Below are 17719 nucleotides of genomic sequence, written 5' to 3' on the forward strand. Positions count from 1 at the left end.
AGCTGGTATTATGGCAGCTTGTACTGTTGATGGTGTACTTGAAATTAGTGCAGGTAACTTCGACGGTAAGTTAGGTGCTTACATCATGAAATTACACGACTTATTCGAATAAGTCTGTAGCTTATTAAATTTAATTTAATTAGTACATTAGTTTAAGATGGTGTATTAATATTTTGAGATAATTTCATTATCTCACTCTTTTTCTTTTTTTATTATTATCTATTTATATCTATTTTTAACAAATTTTTTTTTGCATTGCATTTTAATTTTTTAGTTGGGGGAATGGTCGAATGAATGAATATTTGATTGAGACAAAAAGCATTGATTATATGAATCCACATATTCAAGAAAAGGTTCAGAAATTAAAAGATCAATCATGTGATGATGCAGATTATATTAAAAGAGCTTATATCTTTGTCAGAGATGAAATTCCACACTCCTGGGATATACAAACAAGTATAGTTTCAAGGACAGCCAGTGATGTATTAATAAATAAGACTGGGATATGCTGGACAAAATCATGTCTTCTTGCAGCACTTCTTAGAGCAAATGGAATTCCATCTGGAATCAGCTATCAACTCCTTACATTAGCTGAAGATGATAGTTTAGGTCATATGGTCCATGCATTGAATACAGTCTATATTGAAGATTTAAATAAGTGGATTAGACTTGATGCTCGTGGAAATGTCGGAAATGCTAATGATGAGTTTAGTTTAGAAAAAGATTGCTTGGCTTTCTCACCACGAAAGGAATTTGGAGAAATCGATTATAATGACAACAATCCTGATTTAGAGGAAAGACTAGTTAATAAACTTGAAGAAACTGAGAATCTAATGGAAATGAAAATAGATTTTGAGTTTTAATTCCTTGAGATTATAAAAAAAGAGTTAAGAGTTTACTCTTTAAATTGTTTAGTAAACTCATTTATTTCATCCTTGAGATTATTAAAAAAGAGTTAAGAGTTTACTCTTTAAATTGTTTAGTAAACTCATTTATTTCATCAAAGCTTAAATTAACTCCCAAAACAATTCCTTCTTTTTTAAGCTCTTCAATAGCCTTATCTAAATAGGATTTATCTGGACCTGATAGCCAATGGGAATGAACTTCGTTTACAGTGCTGTAAATGGTTTCCAATGATTCCCTAACATTCTTATTGGTATTGATTTTTTCAATGAAACTGTCCTCTTCGCTTTCATCCATAACTCCAATGGTTCTTGAAACAGGAGTTTTGATACCATGGAAATGATATTCTATATTCTCAAGATGGCAATTGTATTTTCTAAGAATTTCCATTTCCTTTCCAATGTAATCCACACCATGCTTTTCGGTGATGTGGACTAAATTAGGCTCTACAGCAGCGAAGTAAATATCTGTTCCACCACTTGCTTCAGGGGAAATTACCTTATTTGCACCTGCATGCTTTAATCTGTTAACGTTTTCCTTTTTGCTTGCCCTTGAAATAATCCAAGAATCATTATACAATTCCCTTGTTGTAAGGACAATGAATAAGTTGTCAACATCACTTCCAGTTGTTACAATCACTCCTAAGGACTTGTCAATATTGAGCTTTTTAAGGGTTTTGTCCTCTGTTGCATTTCTATGAAGTGCAATTACATTGCCATTATCTTCAATATCCTCTAGTTTCTCTTCGTTTTTTTCAATGATAATTACCTTTTGGTTTCTTTTCATTAATTCTTCGTAAACTGCGACACCTACTCTTCCAAAACCGCATAATATATAATGATTTTCCATTTCAGCTAATTTCCTTTCCATAATTCTTCCACTCCTAATGTCCTGTAGGTTTTCTGTAACTGAACTAATGATGTATGTAAAAATATATGCTATGATTCCTACTCCAGAGAGGGCAACTGTTACACTAAAAATCTTTTGTAATGGAGTAATAGGAATAATGTCTCCGTATCCTACAGTAGCAATAGTAATTATGGTGTAATATATTGAATCGTATATGTTCAGCTTCATGATATAAATGGATCCTAAAATACCATATAATAAAAATATAACAATTATGAGGACGCCAATAATTCCTCTTTTGTCTTTTTTAATACTCTTCAATAAGATTTCCAGGTATTTCATTTTATGCCTCATTGGAGTTTAATTTCCCTTTTTCTCAAATTTAAATTTTTAAAAATTTTCTCATCTTCAGTTTTATTGTCCTTATATTTAATTATTAGTATGATTATATAATATAATGTTTATTATTAATTTAATTCATTTTTAAGAATGTAATTTTTTAAATGTTTATTATTAATTTAATTCATTTTTAAGAATGTAATTTTTTAAAAATAGTCATTTCAATAATTTAATTCGAAGGTGTAATAATGGATCCAATAGATATGATGACAACAGATTATAATTGTGAGTATTTAGGCCTTTCTCGATTGTGTTTGATGGAGAATGCAGGTAAATCATTATCAGATGAGGTAGCAACCCTTTCAACTTTCAAGTTTTCAAAGCCTGTAAAAATCCTGATCTTTACAGGTTCTGGTGGAAATGGTGGAGATGGTTTTGTTGCAGCAAGACATTTATTGAATAGAGGCTTTGAAGTGGAAGTTTATTACTTGAATTCCTTAGATGAGATCAAGTCTGATGATGCATTGGTAAATCTTGAAATATTGATGAATATGGAACCAAGAATTTCACGTTTGTCTGTTGATTTCATTAAGGATTCATCTGATTTGGACAAGCTTGATTTTGATTCCAATAGCGAATATATTGTCCTTGACTGCTTGCTTGGAACTGGAATTAAGGGAAGGCTAAGGACTAAGGTCAGAAAAACAGTGGAATTGATTAATGAGATAGAAGGTATAAAGATAGCGGTGGATGCTCCTTCAGGTTTGGATCCATTAACTGGGGAAATATCAGACATTGCTGTAGATGCAGATTACACTGTAAGCTTTCACAAAATCAAAACTGGTGTCAAATTGGCTGGTGAGGAAAAGACTGGAGGAGTAATCACCTGTGATATTGGAATTCCTCTTGAAGCTGAATTGTTTGTTGAAGGTGGAGATTTACTCAGATTAAAGAATAGAAAAAATGATTCTCACAAAGGAAACAATGGCAAAGTCTTGATTGTTGGAGGAAGCAAGGATTATTATGGTGCACCAGCTATTTCTGCAAAGGCAGCTATTGCAACTGGTGTTGACTTGACTTACATTTACACTCCAAAGAATGCAGCTATTCCTATCAAGTCATTTTCTGAAGACTTTATTGTAACTGAAGCAAAAGGAGATTATCTATCTCTTGAGGATTTAGAAGATATTTTAGAACTTGCATCTAAGGTTGATGCCGTTTTATTAGGTCCGGGTTCCAGTCAAATGGAAGAAACAGCTAAATTATTCAATGTTTTGGCAATGAAAATTGACAAGCCATTGGTTTTAGATGCTGATGCCTTAAAATTAGTGGATTTATCCCTTGTTTCCAAAAGGGAAGATTTGATTATCACACCACATGCCTCTGAATTCAAGTCCTTCTTTAAATCACTTATTTCAAATGAGGATATGGATGATTTTGAAAAGGCATTGAATTTAAATGACAAAGAACATTTGGACTTTAGAAAAGTCAATGACAAGATTGATGCAATCCATAAAATTACAAAAAACATCAATGGTTCTGTCATCTTAAAGGGAAAATACGATTTTGTATTTAATGGAAATAGGTTGAAGATTAACAGAACTGGAAATCCTGGAATGACTGTCGGAGGTACAGGAGATGCATTGGCAGGAATTTGCTTAAGTTTGCTCTCTCAAGGATTAAATAGTTTTGATGCAGCATTGCTTGCCCCTTATCTCAATGGCAGAGCAGGGGATTTAGCTTATGAATCTCAAGGATATGGATTTGGGGCACAGGACTTGACCCAGTACTTAGGTGCAGTGATGAGTGGTTTGATTGATTAATTTATTTAAAAGAAATTATTATTTTTGATATTTGAGTGATTTAATTGACTGATTTGGTTAAGGCAATATTTAGGAATAGGGCAAATCGATTTATTGCAGAAGTGGAAATTGATGGAGAGATAGTAAAGGCACACTTGCCAAATACTGGCAGATGCAAAGAGCTGTTAATTGATGGAACAACAGTTTATCTTAAGCCAAGCGATAATCCTAATAGGAAAACCAAATATTCCTTGTATTTGGTTGAGAATAAAGGGGCGCTTGTAGCTATGTTTTCCCAACAGGCAAATAAGATTGTCTTTGATGCAATTAAAAAAGGAAAGATAAAAGAGCTTTCAGGATATTCCATTTTAGAATCTGAAAAGACAATAGGCAATTCAAGAATTGACATTTATTTAGCTAATTCTGACCATGATGCTCCTATTGATGAAACATATGTTGAAGTAAAGTCCGTTACTTTAATCAAGGATGGAATTGCACAATTTCCAGATGCTCCTACTGAAAGGGGCAGAAAACATTTGGAAGAGCTTATTTCTCTAAAAAAGCAAGGAATCAGATCAGTGGTATTCTTCTTGATTGAGCACCCAAATGGAAATAGTTTTAGACCTAATTGGGAAAATGATCCTAAATTTTCCGAGACTTTAAAAAAAGCATATTCTGAAGGTGTGGAAATACTTGTCTATAAAACAGAAAACACATTGGAACATATTGAATTGGTTGGAAGTTCTTTAGACTTTGATTTAGAAAAGTAGTTTTTTTTTTTAAATTTTAATATTTCCCATATCTTATTTTTAAATTATTATTTTATTCCCATGTCTTTTTTTTAAATTTTTATGTTTATTCAAAAATTTTTTTAATTTTTTTATCAATCGTTTTTTCATTCCTAATTTTGCGAACAAAATATTAATTAAGTTAAGTATAACTTTTTAAAAAAGATTTAAATAGTAAATAAACTCTTAAAATTAAAATTAATCAAAAATAGTTTAAAGAAAGCGAGAATAATATGCAAAGGTTTAATTTTTAAAAAAAACATATGTAAAGGGGTGATATGTAATTGAGTACATATTATTCTCGGATTATATTATATTTTTTCATATTAATAAAGTTTTTGTCTATACATACTATTTTTTTAGCTTTAATGAATTTTTTCATAATAAATATTTTTAAATTTATTTAATTAAGATTTAAACTAGTTATTAGAAATAAGTTAAATTTTTTGTATTTTTATAATTTTTTTAATTAAGTTTAAAACTAGTTATTAGAGTTAATTTAATTTTTTTTATAATTTTTTTAATTAAGTTTAAAACTAGTTACAGAAAAAAGTTAAAATCTCATTTATAATTGGAAAAATTATAATAAATGATAAAATTTGATAAAAAAAGAAATAAAAATAGATAAAATTAATTATCTATTTAATTTTTGATAGTTAGCAGCTTGGAGACCGTGGTATTTAATCATACCTTCGATTTCACTTTGATCGGTTTCTTTGTCTTCAAAGGTGATTTGTTCAATGCTGTGTAAGCTGAAAGGTGATTTTCTGCTTAATGGTTGAATGGAACCTTTGAATAATTTCATTACAACTTCTCCGCTAACTCTTCTTTGCATATGGTCGAAAGCTTGGTCTAAGTCTTCTCTTAAAGGTTCTTGCCATAATGCTTCGTAAACTAAATCCGCATATAAAGTGCTCATGTAATCTGCAAATCTTAATTCATCTACAGTTAAGACCAATTGTTCTAATGCCTTGTGGGCTGCAATCAATAATTTAGCACCTGGCACTTCATAGGTTTCTCTGCTTTTAAGACCAATCATTCTGTTTTCAATGATGTCCACTCTACCGACACCATTTTCACCAGCAATTTCATTTGCCTTGTTGATTAAGTCTACAAGTCCCATCATTTCTCCATCGATAGCTACTGGAACTCCTTCTTCAAATTCAATTCTTACTTTAGTAGGAGTGTCTTTTGCATCTTCAGCAGATTTGGTCCATTCGTAGATTTCTTCAGGTGGCTCATTAGCAGGGTCTTCAAGCACATCCCCTTCAATAGCTCTTCCCCAAAGGTTTTCATCTATACTGTAAATTTTATCATAAGCTAAATTAAGTCCATGCTCTTTTGCATAAGCAACTTCTTCAGTTCTTGTAATGTTCATTTCTCTGATAGGTGCAATGATTTTATAGTCAGACATGGATCTTATGATTGCTTCAAATCTGAATTGGTCGTTTCCTTTACCTGTACATCCGTGTGCAATTGCAGTTGCTCCTTCCTTATCTGCAATTTCAATGATTTTCATTGCAATTAAAGGTCTTGCAAGTGCAGTGCTTAATGGGTAACCTTCATATTCTGCATTTGCTTTGATTCCTCTTGCAATGTATTCATTTGCAAATTCATCTTTAGCATCAATAATGTAGTGTTTTCCAGCATTGATTTTATCTGCAGAATTTTGGGATTTTTGCAATTCTTCTGGTGGTTGACCAACGTCAACACATGCAGTAACGACTTCATAATTATATTTTTCTTCTAATAATTTGACACATACAGTGGTGTCTAACCCTCCACTGAATGCAAGAACGACTTTTTCCATAATATCACTTTTTATATTTTTATAATCAATAAAGTTTATTTAAAATGTCTTTGTTAATTAGTATAACATTATAAGTTATGTTCTTTATTATATATAATTTTAAGTTTAAATAAAAGAAACTATAAAATTATTACTGTAATCTTTATTTTTACATGATTTAAATTATAAGAAACTTATTAAGGTTCTTTATTAATTTGGTATGATTTAAATTATTAGAAACTTTTTTAGGTTTTTTATTAATAATCTGATTAAATTATTAGAAACTTATCAGTGACCTTATTTATTGATATGATTTAAATTATTAGAAACCTATTAGAGTCCTTTAAAGGTGATTTGATGGATGAATTAAACAAGAACAATTTGGAATTGGAATTAATTTCTTATGATGCAGGAGGATTTATCGCTGCAAATAGGAATATCTTTAATAATATTGACTTATCAGACAATTCTAAATTCATTATAAATCAAGCCCTTAAAGGAACTCCAATGATTAAAATGGGAAATGGCTATCCTCAAGTCATGATGGTTGCAGGAGTTCACGGCAATGAATTGGCTCCTCAAATTGCAGCCTTAAGGTTAATTGACAAGCTTTTCCACATGGAATTAAATGGAACTCTATATATAATTCCATTTGCATCTCCAAAAAGCACTATGGATAATTCAAGATACTTTGATGGGATAGACTTAAACAGGTCTTCACATTTGCCTAATACTGTAACAAATCTTATTTTAAACAAGGCAATGGAATTGAATGTTTCTGCCATAGGCGATTTTCATTCATCTGCCCCTAATTCAAATCCTGGAAAAGAAGGTGTATTCTGTACTCAAAATCCATGCAATGCAAGCTTTTACATTGCAGACTTTATTTCAAAAAAGGTAGGTTCTGAAAAGATTATTTATCCTGTTGCAGGAATTCCATTTAAGGGGGCTCTTGAAGATGAATCCAACTTGAAACAGATTCCTTCTGTAACCTGTGAGGTTTTATCTGCAGTTGGATATTCAAATGAGAAAATCTGCAAAAGGTCTTATCTGCAAATGATTGCATTTTTAGAGTATTTTGGCATAATTGATTGATTATGAGTTAATCATCTATTTTTTAGTTTATTTATTATAATTAACTGTTTTATTATGAGTTAATCCTCATTTTTTTATTATAATTTAACAGTTTGATTATGAGCCAATCCTCATTTTTTTATTATAATCGAACTATTTTTATCTATTTTTCTAATATTTTTCATTGTCTCTTTATCGATTTGTCTTTTTTATTGTCTCATTTCAATCTCATTCATTGCTATTTATATATAGTGAACTTTCTATGAATATTAGTTCTCAAATGCTCTCATTTAGTTTATATTGGCAAAAAATAAAATATTAATAAACATATTTTAACTAATCAAATCACACATTTTACATTAGCTTCATTATCGTTTTTTTGAATTTTTTAAAATATGTTTATAAAATAGGATGTGTTAGTATTTCCTCTTATAAAGGCCATACAATATTTGCATTTATTCTTTCTTTAATAATGTTTTATGATCCTTTGGCTATTGCATTAGCGGTAATCTCTGCAAACATTCCCGATTTCGACCATGAGTTTAAAAGAAATCATGTCATAACAATCATTGCTCTTGGAGCAATAGTTTCTCTGTTTCTTTATTGCATGGGATTGCCATATTACTTAGGTTTGGTCATAATTTTTTTAGGAGGCATATTTCTGCTTTCTAACCATAGGGGATTTACTCATTCTATTTTAGGAGCATTTCTAATAACTCTTTTCCTATCACTATTCTTATTCTTTGGAATAGGATTGTCCTCTTATGATTTGGATTTCAACAATCCAAGAAACATGATGATTCTATTGATATTGATTATAACTTTGGGTTTATTGTTTCTTAATAAAAGATTATATCCGATTTTCTTAGTGGCAATTGCCTTGATTGTTGTATCTGTCCATATGGGATTCATTTCCCCATTGAAAATAAATTTGACTCTTCTTGTATTTTCAATCTTTTTTGGATTGGCCAGCCACATATCATTAGATTCCTTCACTCCTGCTGGAGTTAAGGCATTCAGTTCCTTTAGCGATAGGGAATATCATAAGAAATTTGGCATTTCATTGCTTATTGCATTGTTTGTGATGTTTGTTTTATTGTTTCCAAACAAACTCTTGTTTTACTTTTATTTTTTAGCTAATCTCCTCTAATTTTTACTAATTTTTTAATATTTTTCATAAATTTAGTATTACATTTGATTTATATAGTGTCAATTTCATGTAAAATATAAAAAGATTTATAATAAATAATCATGATAAATAATAGTGTTTATAATATAATAAAAAATTGGATTTTTTACTATATTTATATATAAATATATGTGCTCTTTTTCAATATTTTTTAAAGAGGATTTTGTAAAAAGGAGTATTATGAATATTTATGATAATTTATCATGATTTGTTATGGTCTGTAGAAATTTTTTCATTGATTTTTTTTTAGATTATCATTCAGTTTTTCTAAAGTTTATCAATGATTTTATTGTTCTATCTGACTAATTAGAATTCTTTATTATTATAAATATGTAATTTAAAACATTATGGGGTTATTTTAATGTTTTTAAGTAGAATTTATTATGCGATTGCTTATTTGGTGGTTCTTATTTTAGAAATTATCAAATCCACAATAGACATGTGCTTAAGAATAGTCAAAGCTAATTCTTTTGATCCTATTGTGATTGATATTGATACTGAATTGAAAAGACCAATATCCCAAACAATATTGGCTAACAGTATTACTTTAACTCCAGGAACTTTATCTGTAGACTTGGATAGTGAAAATCAAGTCATTAAGGTTGCAGTTATTGCTCCAAGAGATGTTAAAGACATCATTCCTTTTGAACCTTACATAAAAGGAATGCTAGAATAATTTTCTTTAATTTTAATCTTAATTTATAAGCGATTGATTAATTTCATAATTTAATGATTTCAACATTTTGTATACAATTTGTATTTATGTTTATTGGTGATTTAATATATCATAGAATGTGATGATAATGGATATTTTATTGTTTGGTGAGTATTTTTTAATAATTGCATTGATTGTATTTTCATTTGCAACTTTGAGGATTATTACATATAAATCTACATCCATGGGACTTATAGGTACTTCTTCATTTACTTTAGCACTTACTTTACTACTCCTTACAGTAGGCACAATCCATAATATCGGATTTTTTAAGGATATTGCTTTAGCATTGCTTTTATTAGGTATTGTTGGAACAATAGCTTATGCAGCAGTTATGAGGAGGGCTAAATGATGTTTGGGATTGATAGTGGTATAATCATTTTAATTCAATCAATTTTACTGATCATTTCTGCGCTTTTAATAATAATTGCATCAGTAGGTGTTTTAAGAATTGATGGAAACTTAGATAATGTAGTCTATGCTAGAATTCATATTTTAGGGATTGTTGATGTAGCAGGCATTATTGCATTCCTTGCTTTAGGACAGCCTTTATTTGCTCTTATTTATTTATTCTTAGCTCCATTATTAGCTCATGCATTAGCTAATGCTTATTTCCATGGAGAAGATACTCATAATAATCCTGTACTTAATCCAAATATTGAAGAGACCATTCTTGAAGATGCTTTAGATGAGGATGAAGCATTTGAACTGATCTCTGAAGAAGTTCCTATTGGGGATGAAGCTGATTCTCAAGAGGATTTGGATTCAAGTGAAGATTCAAGTATTGATGAAAGTTTAGAGGAAAGTGGGGATGATGGCAATGATTGAATTGGTAATAATTATTGTTGCAGTTGTAAGCGCTATTATCGCACTTTTACAAAATGATTTGCTTAAAGCAGCTATTTTAACTGGTATTTCTGGATTTTGTATAGCGATTTTATTCCAGTTTTTGCTTGCTCCAGATGTAGCTTTGACTCAAGCTATTGTAGAAGGGGCCATTGTACCGGTATTTATCGCATTGGCTGTTTTAAAAACTAGAAGGGAGGGAGCATAGTATGGATCTTCAAATGGCTTCTTTATTCGCTTCTGGTGCTTTTATAATTATTGGACTATTTGCAGCGATTTTCATTGATAATCTAATTAAGAAGATTATCGGTATTGCTTTTATTGAGGAAGGAGTAAACCTATTCCTAATCTGCTTAGGATATAAGGCAGGTGGCGTAGTGCCTATCTTCTTGCCTGGCATGACTGCTGATTGGTTTGCAGCAAATTCAGCTTATCCTTTGCCTCAAGCATTAGTTCTTACAAGTATTGTAATTGGTGCAAGTACTTTAGCAGTGATGTTGGCTTTAGCTATGGTTTTATATAGAAAGCATGGAACCTTAAGCGTATCTGAAATGATGGGGGATAAAAAATGAATTATCTAATTCCTTTAATGGTCGTTATTCCAATTTTAGCTGCTTTGATTGTTAATATTTTTGGCGGAAAGGACAAGGCTGTAAAGGCAATATCCATAGTGGTGGCTATTGTCATTCCACTGATTGCCATTCTTGCAGCTGTCGGTGTCCAATATTTCGGTGGACATAACCCATCACTATTGGCAAGCTCACTTCCATCCAATTTGCTAGGCACTCTTGCAGCAAGCTACAATACAGGTATTGTTTATATATTTGGAAACATTGAAAGAATCTTAATATTCCTGATGGGCATTGTTGCATTCTTAGCTGTGCTTGCATACTTCGGTGAGAAAAAGAACGTATCTGGACCATACTTATATCTAATATTCATGGGTATTGCCTCTGTTACTGCATTGATGCTTTCAAACGATATTTTCAATATGTATGTTTTCTTTGAAATCACTGCTTTGACTCAAGTAGGTATCATTGTAGCTTCAAGCACTGAAGATAATTATGAAATTGCAATGAAGTACATGATTTTAGGTGCTATTGGAGGACCAATGCTCCTATTAGGTATTGGATTCATCCTTGGTACAATCGGTTCAGTAAACATCAATGATATAATTTATGCAATAAGCAATAATTTCGTAAATCCATATTCTCCAAGCTTGGTGATTGGTTTTGCATTGATATTGTTTGGATGGCTATATTCAGCAGGATTGCCTCCATTCCATACCATCAAATCTGCAGTTTACTCAAAAGCAAGACCAAATGGATCTGCGATATTGCAAGGTTTCTCAGTTTTATGCATGCTTGCCTTTGGACTTGCAATGTATAAGATATTTGCTTATATCCCTTATTTCAATACAGCTTTAATCGTCTTTGCTATTCTTGCGATGGTTTTAAGCATAGCAATGTCTGCAATGGAGGTAGACTTTAGACGAATGATAGCATTTTTAGCTGTAGGCGAATTAGGTTTCATTGCTTTAGGTTTTGGTATAGGCACACAGAATTCCATTGCAGCAGCATTGTTCCAAGCAACAAATGAGATTGTGATAACTGCTTTGCTATTCATAGGTTTTGGTACTGTATACTACCTTACAAAAACTTCCGATACAAGAAAATTAGGCGGTTTGATTGCTGTAGATTCAAAGATGGCAGTAATGGTATTGCTTGGCGGATTTGCATTGGCAGGTGTTCCTCCATTTAATGGATTCCAAAGCAAATTGATGCTTGTGCAGGCAGCATTGGATGCAGGATATGTTGAACTTGCAATCTTGGCTATTATTGTAAGTGTTGTAATATTCTTCACCTTTGTAAAGGCTTTCCATACAGTATTCTTGCAGCCAAAACCAAAAGAATTGAAATTTGCTCATGATAAATTTCCAAAGGTTACTGTATTTTCTGTTGCAGTATTGCTTTTAATCTGCCTAATCTTAGGTATTTTCCCAAATATAGTAACTGATGTATTCATTCCATTTGCAGGAGGATTGATCTAATGGCTTTATATGAAAAATTCTTAGATTCAATTAAAGGCTTAAAATCCAGTCTTTCTAAAGACCCTACAACTATGGACAATGTTTCAGGTGCATTAGCTGCTGAATTCCTGATATTTGTTTCATTAATTCTTGCAGCATTATTCCTGATGCATATCAGCGTAATCGCATCTGTTGTTGTAGTGATTCTTGTTGCAGTTTTATTCTTTACTAACATGCCTCTTGCAGGTAAAATTAAAACCGAACAGTCAGATTCCTTGGAGAAAATGACATTCTATGTTATTGTAACTCTTGGAATTCTAATTGCAGTAATCTATTGGGGGTTAAAATATGTCTGATAAAATTGCTAGTGTCAGATCTTTAATCATGCTTTTTGCAGCAATTATCTTTGCATCCACATTATTTGATGCAATTTACGGATTCAAGAATCTGATACAACCTGGAATAAGTTTAGTTTATAATGCTATTGGAACTCAGCTAGCTCCAAACATGGTTACATTAGTGGTTTTTGATTGGAGAGGTTTTGATACATTGGGAGAATCTTTAATTCTTGTTACTGCAGTACTTGTTGTATTGCTTATCTTTGGAAAAGGAAAGATTTTAGATAAGAACATTAATGCAGACATTGATTCTGTCAATGATAATGAAGGAGATGATGAATAATGGCAGAAGGTAAAAAATCTCCAAACTGGAATAAGGATGACAGCAGCCCTATATTGAAAATCATGACTCTCCCTATAGCATTCATTATGATTGCTTTAGGAATCATGACCATTTTAGGAGGTCACATAACTCCTGGTGGAGGTTTCCAAGGTGGAGCTATGATTGCGGGAGGAATCATATTCTGTGTTATAGTTTATGGCGTTGATGACACTCCATTGAAATTGTCTCATAGATTTATTTCCACTTTAGAATCTCTTGTTGCTTTAGCTTATGTATTGCTCGGTTTGGCAGGGCTTGCATTAACCGGTTCATTCCTATACAATATCGGTGGAAATCTTTATGGTGCAGTTCCTCAAGCTATTGCAGCAATATTTTCATATCCTGATGTAACTCATGCAGGTATTGTTCCTTATTTGAACATTGCAGTTGGACTTAAGGTTCTTGTAGGATTAAGTGCTATCGTTATTGCATTTTCCAAATTCAAGAAATTAGCGGAGGAGGAATAATGGTGGCTTTAGTGTTAGGTCCAATAGTTATTGCTGTCATATTTGGATTTATTGTAGGTACTAGAATCCATTTAAACTTAGAAAATAGCTTTAAGTTTACAATAAGCGGAATAATTGCTCTTATCATTGGCGCTATTCTAATGGCATATGGCATAGGCCAATTCCCTGTTTATAATGATTTGGCAATAGCCGCCACATTCTTAGGAGCGATATTCGGTCTTTTGATTGGTAGTGCATTGTTAGGAGGACGAGCGAAAGGAGATCATTAATAATCCTGGGATTGATTGATTATTATTGATACTTATAATTAAGGAGAAGAATCATGTATTTAACAACTAATAAGTGTGATGGACAAGGAGATTGTATAAGGAATTGTCCTAGTGAAGCAATACGCTTTGTTGATAACAAGGCTTTTAGCTGTATGTGTTGTGGTGCTTGCTTCGAAGCTTGTCCAAATCATGCGATATTTGAAAATAAATACGGAGGATATGTTGTAGATAGGGCAAAATGTAATGGTTGTGGAGTTTGTGAATTCACTTGCCCTATAGAAAGCATTCATCTTGACAATGGAATTGTAAAGGGTATCTGTTCACGTTGTGGAGTTTGTGAAGATGTTTGTACTAAAAAGGCAAGGGTCGATACAGACCATATGGTTTTAGACAAGCAAATGATATTGCTCAATTCATTGAAAATGGTTGCAAATACAGTAGGATATCGTGCTGGAGTTAAAAAGATAGAAACCATGAAGCTTCCTGTAAAATCTGATAAGGTAGAAAGGATTTGTGTAGCGACAGATGCAGAAAAATGTGTAAAATGTGGAAGATGTGCATATTACTGTCCTACAAGAGCGATAGAAGTGATCATTCAGGATGATGGATACTGTGTAGGATGTAAGGTATGTGAAGATGTCTGCCCTACAGGTGCTCTAAAAGATGGCCTCTATGACAAAAGCCTTTGTACATTATGTTTAGCTTGTGTTGAGAATTGTGTAAATGAAGCATTGTCTGTTGAAGACTTTAAGATCATACGCAGCACAAAAGGTGACACATTATATTCAAATGAAGATGGAACAATTGTCTGCTGTCTAAACTGTGGATTATGTAAGGAAACATTTGACAGCAAGGCATTGATAAGGCAGGAAAATGCTTTAAGATATGACCCATCACTTGATGAGGACACTGAAGAGAATAAGGAGAAACGTCTTGAAGCAATATACAAATGTCCAGTTTCAACTTTAACCGAAAGTGAAGACAATAAATTATTTGGATACTGTGTATCTTGTGGAAAATGTGTAAACGTTTGTAAAGAGGATGCAAGAAACTTCCAGCCAATCTCTTGGGATGGTGAAGTCAGTGATGACTGCATTTCCTGTGGAGTCTGTGTTGAACTGTGTCCTGTAGATGCAATCAGTCTTAAAAGAGGTTCAATCAATGTTGACTTGGATAAGTGTATCATGTGTGAGACTTGTGGAATGCACTGTCCTAAAGATGCAATACCTAAGACATCAAGCGTAAAGTATGAGATTTCTGGCGGATTCAATTACATTGATGAAAACTTATGTGTAAAATGTGGATTATGTAAGGATATCTGTCCGGAAGAAGCAATCTATACAGTTGACATTTCAAATGAAGAAATAAATCTCGGAACAAAGAATAAGAATCTGAGATTTGTTGTCGATGATGATAAATGTATTTATTGTGGAGCATGTATGAACGTTTGCCCTTCCAAATCATTTATTTTCGAAAGAGAATTTAATAGGGTGAATTAGGAGTTTGATATAAATGAAAGATGTATTGAAAATAATGCTTAATGGAGCTTATACAAATTTTAAAAGAATTCTTTTCGCATCTGATAGAGTAACAGATATGGAACTCCGTAATGCAATCTTGACTGGAACTGTTGAGCCAGACAAAAAGGTGGATGAGGCTGCTTGCATAGGCTGTGGAGGTTGTGCAAATGTTTGTCCAACTGGTGCAGTTACAATGAAGCCTTTGAAAAGTCCTGTTAAAATCAAGGAAGGATGGGTTAAAACCGAAGTTCCAGAATTAGACCCTTTAAAATGTGTTGTATGTTACTGGTGTCATGATTTCTGTCCGATTTACTCATTCTTTGAAGAGGCTGGAACCATTCACCCTGGAAATGTCGGTGAAATCCATATTGACACTGTTGAATTATTCGAAGAGCCTATTAAAATATCTCAAGATAAGATATCCTTCATTGCCCAATACCTGCAGGACAAATCACTATTGTCTGAAAATATTGTGCATGATGCAGATGAAATTGAAAATGTTGGAGTAGCTCTTGAAAGGGTATCTAAGATTAAGGACATACAGGATAATATAAATGAAAAGTATGAGAAAGATGCTAAAAGAAGTGCTGAAATTAATGAGAATGCTTCAGTTGAAGCTGATTCAACCGCTGAAGAAAGTTCAGATGAGGGGGATGAATAAATGAGTTTAAAAACACTTGCAAGATCAAAGGCCATTCACATCATGCTGGTTTATACTGGAGGATGCAATGGCTGTGATATTGAAATCGTAAATGCTGTTTTATCTCCTAAGTTTGATATGGAACAATATGGTGTTTTCTTGACATGGAACCCTCGTGAAGCGGATATTCTTGTTGTTACAGGACCTGTTACCCATGACAATAAAAAGCCATTGGAAGACATTTACAATGCCATTCCAAATTCAAAGCTTGTTGTTGCAGCAGGTGCATGTGCAGTGATGGGTGGTGTTTATAAGAATTGTTATGGTGACATTCCTTCAGAAGAGATTGAAGGCCCAGTTGATAATGTCATACCTGTTGATGCAAAAGTCCCAGGTTGTGCTGTAAGGCCTCAAGATGTTTTAGCAGGAGTAGTTGCAGCTTTGCCACATTTGTTAAATGCTGATTAATCATTATATTAAAGAGAGGATAGAATGGAAGAGAAAAAAGCTAAAAAGCAGGAAATTATAGAAACTGAAATCCAGATGGGTACAGTTCACCCTGCTGCTTTAGAACCTTATAGGGTTAGATTTTTCGTAGAAGATGAAATCATTAAGGATGCGGAAATCACAATAGGTGTAAACCACAGAGGTATTGAACGTATCATGGAAGGTCTTCCAGTGGAAAAAGCCAATATGCTTACAGAAAAGATTTGTGGTATCTGTTCCAATTCACATACATGGAATTCTGTAAGAACTGCTGAGAAAGGCCTTGGAGTTGAAGTCCCTGATAGAGCTGTTTACATTCGTGTAATCGTTGGTGAACTGGAAAGGTTGCACAGTCACTTATTGTATTTAGGCCACGGTTGTGAAACTTTAGCTCATGAAACATTCTCCATGAGAGTGTTCTTCATTAGGGAAACCATAATGGGCCTTTTAGGAATGATTGGAGGAAACCGTGTTCAATACGGCTGTTCCATTATTGGCGGTGTAAGGCCAAGATGTGAATTGGATGACAATAGAATCCGCAGAATATTAGATGGTATGGATTTGGTTGAAAAGAATGTTGCAGACTTTGCAGACAGATTCGTTCATGATTCAATAGTTTTATCAAGGATTACCGGAACTGGTATCATTCCACAGGAACAGGCTCTTAAATTGGCTGTTAGTGGTCCTACATTACGTGCTACTGGTGTAAAAAGAGATTTAAGAACTGACATGTATGAATATGATAACTTTGATTATGATATCATCACTCAAGACACCTGTGATGTAAAGGCACAGCTTCTTATGAGGGTATTTGAAATATTTGAAGCTATCAAGATTGTTCGCCAAGCCATAAGAGACTTGCCTGAAGGCAAAATCACTGACAGGTCTTGGGAAATGGTTGACACTGGCATGATTGAAAGCTATATTGAAGTTCCAAGAGGAACATTGTATCATTCCTATGCAATTGAAGATGGAAGGGTTCGCCACTCAATCATTAGAACTCCTTCAATGACTAATATTGGAGCTATGCAATATGCAGCTATTGGCAATCACATCACTGATGGTCAATTATGCATTGTGCAATGCGATCCATGCTTTACCTGTTCAGACAGGGCAATAGAGGTTTATGATACAAACAATAACAAATTGGATAAATCAATTTTAAAGTCTAATATTCATTAGATAAAATGATTTGAATTTTTTACTTTTCAAATCTTTTTATTCATTAAATTTGTTTGATTTGAATTTTTTACTTTTCAAATCTTTTATTCATTAAATGGAAATATTTAATTAA

22 protein-coding genes are annotated in these 17719 nt (G+C 32.6%); 20 read left to right on the forward strand and 2 right to left on the reverse strand.

Annotated elements, in window-relative coordinates:
• Nucleotides 1-10 precede the first annotated feature (10 nt).
• Together QZV12_RS03520 and QZV12_RS03525 are read left to right on the forward strand one after the other, a co-directional pair.
• Nucleotides 11-112: a hypothetical protein gene (locus QZV12_RS03520; protein WP_394350719.1), complete on the forward strand. Its 102-nt coding sequence runs from the start codon at nucleotides 11-13 to the stop codon at nucleotides 110-112.
• 178 nt (nucleotides 113-290) lie between these two features.
• The gene (locus QZV12_RS03525; RefSeq protein ID WP_295617290.1) at nucleotides 291-863 is read left to right on the forward strand and encodes a transglutaminase family protein; all 573 of its coding nucleotides are present in this window, start codon (nucleotides 291-293) and stop codon (nucleotides 861-863) included.
• A gap of 100 nt (nucleotides 864-963) precedes the next feature.
• On the opposite strand, the gene QZV12_RS03530 is transcribed toward QZV12_RS03525, so the two are convergent.
• A complete protein-coding gene (locus QZV12_RS03530) occupies nucleotides 964-2094 on the reverse strand; it encodes an NAD-binding protein (RefSeq protein ID WP_295617293.1) in 1131 nt (376 codons plus the stop codon).
• Nucleotides 2095-2339: 245 nt separating this feature from the next.
• Here QZV12_RS03530 and QZV12_RS03535 point away from each other — a divergent pair, with 245 nt between their 5' ends.
• Nucleotides 2340-3914: an NAD(P)H-hydrate dehydratase gene (locus QZV12_RS03535; RefSeq protein ID WP_295617296.1), complete on the forward strand. Its 1575-nt coding sequence runs from the start codon at nucleotides 2340-2342 to the stop codon at nucleotides 3912-3914.
• Nucleotides 3915-3958: 44 nt separating this feature from the next.
• Nucleotides 3959-4663, forward strand: a complete 705-nt coding sequence (gene sfsA / locus QZV12_RS03540) for a DNA/RNA nuclease SfsA (protein WP_295617299.1) — start codon at nucleotides 3959-3961, stop codon at nucleotides 4661-4663.
• 652 nt (nucleotides 4664-5315) lie between these two features.
• On the opposite strand, the gene QZV12_RS03545 is transcribed toward sfsA, so the two are convergent.
• Nucleotides 5316-6491 (reverse strand): argininosuccinate synthase, encoded by a 1176-nt coding sequence (locus tag QZV12_RS03545; RefSeq protein WP_295617302.1) that lies wholly within the window; start codon nucleotides 6489-6491, stop codon nucleotides 5316-5318.
• Between the two features lie 336 nt (nucleotides 6492-6827).
• Here QZV12_RS03545 and QZV12_RS03550 point away from each other — a divergent pair, with 336 nt between their 5' ends.
• The 16 genes from QZV12_RS03550 (at nucleotide 6828) to QZV12_RS03625 (ending at nucleotide 17607) form a co-directional block, all read left to right on the forward strand.
• The gene (locus QZV12_RS03550) at nucleotides 6828-7565 is read left to right on the forward strand and encodes a succinylglutamate desuccinylase/aspartoacylase family protein (protein ID WP_295617306.1); all 738 of its coding nucleotides are present in this window, start codon (nucleotides 6828-6830) and stop codon (nucleotides 7563-7565) included.
• 358 nt (nucleotides 7566-7923) lie between these two features.
• Nucleotides 7924-8694, forward strand: a complete 771-nt coding sequence (locus QZV12_RS03555) for a metal-dependent hydrolase (RefSeq protein ID WP_295617309.1) — start codon at nucleotides 7924-7926, stop codon at nucleotides 8692-8694.
• A gap of 400 nt (nucleotides 8695-9094) precedes the next feature.
• On the forward strand, nucleotides 9095-9409 hold the full coding sequence (locus tag QZV12_RS03560) for a Na+/H+ antiporter subunit E (RefSeq protein WP_295617312.1): 315 nt from the start codon (nucleotides 9095-9097) through the stop codon (nucleotides 9407-9409).
• A gap of 139 nt (nucleotides 9410-9548) precedes the next feature.
• Nucleotides 9549-9800: a monovalent cation/H+ antiporter complex subunit F gene (locus tag QZV12_RS03565; RefSeq protein WP_295617316.1), complete on the forward strand. Its 252-nt coding sequence runs from the start codon at nucleotides 9549-9551 to the stop codon at nucleotides 9798-9800.
• A complete protein-coding gene (locus QZV12_RS03570; protein WP_295617319.1) occupies nucleotides 9797-10276 on the forward strand; it encodes a cation:proton antiporter in 480 nt (159 codons plus the stop codon). The genes QZV12_RS03565 and QZV12_RS03570 overlap by 4 nt, the downstream gene beginning before the upstream one ends.
• Nucleotides 10269-10502, forward strand: coding sequence for a DUF4040 domain-containing protein (locus QZV12_RS03575; protein ID WP_394350717.1), 234 nt, complete (start codon nucleotides 10269-10271; stop codon nucleotides 10500-10502). The genes QZV12_RS03570 and QZV12_RS03575 overlap by 8 nt, the downstream gene beginning before the upstream one ends.
• Nucleotide 10503: 1 nt before the next feature.
• Complete coding sequence (locus QZV12_RS03580) at nucleotides 10504-10866, forward strand: cation:proton antiporter subunit C (RefSeq protein WP_295617327.1); 363 nt, start codon at nucleotides 10504-10506, stop codon at nucleotides 10864-10866.
• Complete coding sequence (gene ehbF / locus QZV12_RS03585) at nucleotides 10863-12344, forward strand: energy conserving hydrogenase EhbF (protein WP_295617330.1); 1482 nt, start codon at nucleotides 10863-10865, stop codon at nucleotides 12342-12344. Before QZV12_RS03580 ends, ehbF begins: the two co-directional genes overlap by 4 nt.
• On the forward strand, nucleotides 12344-12679 hold the full coding sequence (locus QZV12_RS03590; RefSeq protein ID WP_295617333.1) for an energy-converting hydrogenase B subunit G EhbG: 336 nt from the start codon (nucleotides 12344-12346) through the stop codon (nucleotides 12677-12679). Before ehbF ends, QZV12_RS03590 begins: the two co-directional genes overlap by 1 nt.
• Complete coding sequence (locus tag QZV12_RS03595; protein ID WP_295617335.1) at nucleotides 12672-13004, forward strand: EhbH; 333 nt, start codon at nucleotides 12672-12674, stop codon at nucleotides 13002-13004. The genes QZV12_RS03590 and QZV12_RS03595 overlap by 8 nt, the downstream gene beginning before the upstream one ends.
• Nucleotides 13004-13510 carry an MnhB domain-containing protein gene (locus QZV12_RS03600; RefSeq protein ID WP_295617338.1) on the forward strand — a complete coding sequence of 169 codons (507 nt, stop codon included), beginning with the start codon at nucleotides 13004-13006 and terminating at the stop codon, nucleotides 13508-13510. The genes QZV12_RS03595 and QZV12_RS03600 overlap by 1 nt, the downstream gene beginning before the upstream one ends.
• Nucleotides 13510-13779 (forward strand): energy-converting hydrogenase B subunit J, encoded by a 270-nt coding sequence (locus QZV12_RS03605; protein ID WP_295617341.1) that lies wholly within the window; start codon nucleotides 13510-13512, stop codon nucleotides 13777-13779. Before QZV12_RS03600 ends, QZV12_RS03605 begins: the two co-directional genes overlap by 1 nt.
• Before the next feature lie 53 nt (nucleotides 13780-13832).
• Entirely contained in the window at nucleotides 13833-15278 is a 1446-nt protein-coding gene (locus QZV12_RS03610; RefSeq protein ID WP_295617344.1) for a 4Fe-4S binding protein, read from the forward strand.
• Between the two features lie 13 nt (nucleotides 15279-15291).
• Nucleotides 15292-15960, forward strand: coding sequence for a 4Fe-4S binding protein (locus QZV12_RS03615; protein ID WP_295617347.1), 669 nt, complete (start codon nucleotides 15292-15294; stop codon nucleotides 15958-15960).
• Entirely contained in the window at nucleotides 15961-16407 is a 447-nt protein-coding gene (locus QZV12_RS03620) for an NADH-quinone oxidoreductase subunit B family protein (protein ID WP_295617350.1), read from the forward strand. It begins immediately after the preceding gene.
• Nucleotides 16408-16431: 24 nt separating this feature from the next.
• Nucleotides 16432-17607, forward strand: a complete 1176-nt coding sequence (locus QZV12_RS03625; RefSeq protein ID WP_295617353.1) for a nickel-dependent hydrogenase large subunit — start codon at nucleotides 16432-16434, stop codon at nucleotides 17605-17607.
• Nucleotides 17608-17719: the final 112 nt, after the last annotated feature.

Source organism: uncultured Methanobrevibacter sp., from assembly GCF_902769175.1.
Taxonomy (GTDB): Archaea; Methanobacteriota; Methanobacteria; order Methanobacteriales; family Methanobacteriaceae; genus Methanobrevibacter.